This window comes from Streptomyces millisiae (assembly GCF_031845425.1).
Taxonomy (GTDB): domain Bacteria; phylum Actinomycetota; class Actinomycetes; order Streptomycetales; family Streptomycetaceae; genus Streptomyces; species Streptomyces millisiae.
The window spans coordinates 1-473 of record NZ_JAVREM010000247.1 but is presented as its reverse complement, the minus strand read 5'-3'; the positions used below and the strand labels follow the sequence as shown (position 1 = coordinate 473).

At 73.6% G+C, this 473-nt stretch carries 1 protein-coding gene; it reads left to right on the top strand.

Features of this window, described 5'->3' with window-relative positions; all coding sequences use genetic code 11:
* On the top strand, positions 1-473 hold a 473-nt coding region (locus tag RNC47_RS36490), incomplete at both ends, for an LLM class flavin-dependent oxidoreductase (protein ID WP_311605165.1).

The following is a 473-nucleotide window of genomic DNA, read 5'->3' as shown; positions in this document are numbered from 1 at the left end:
GAGGAGGCCGTGGAGATCAGCGGCGCCCTCTTCGACGGCGGGAACGTCAACCACCCCGGCACCCACTTCGACGTGGAGAACGCCCGGCTCTGGGACCTCCCGGAGACCAGGGTGCCCATCGGCGTCGCCGTCTCCGGCCCGGCCTCCTGCGCGCTCGCCGGGCGCGGCGCCGACCTGGTGATCGCGACCGAGGCCAAGAGCGGGCTGCTGGCCGACTTCGACCGGCACGGCGGTACGGGCAAGCCCCGGGTGGGCCAGCTGCCCGTCTGCTACGACCCCGACCGCGACGCCGCGATCGCCCGCGCCCACGAACAGTTCCGCTGGTCGGTCGGCGGCTGGAAGGTCAACTCCGAACTCCCCGGGCCGGAGAGCTTCGCCCAGGCGACCGGACTCGTCCGCAAGGAGGACATCGCGTCGGCCGTCCCCTGCGGCCAGGACGTCGACGCGTTCGTCGACGCGGTGCGTGCCTACAC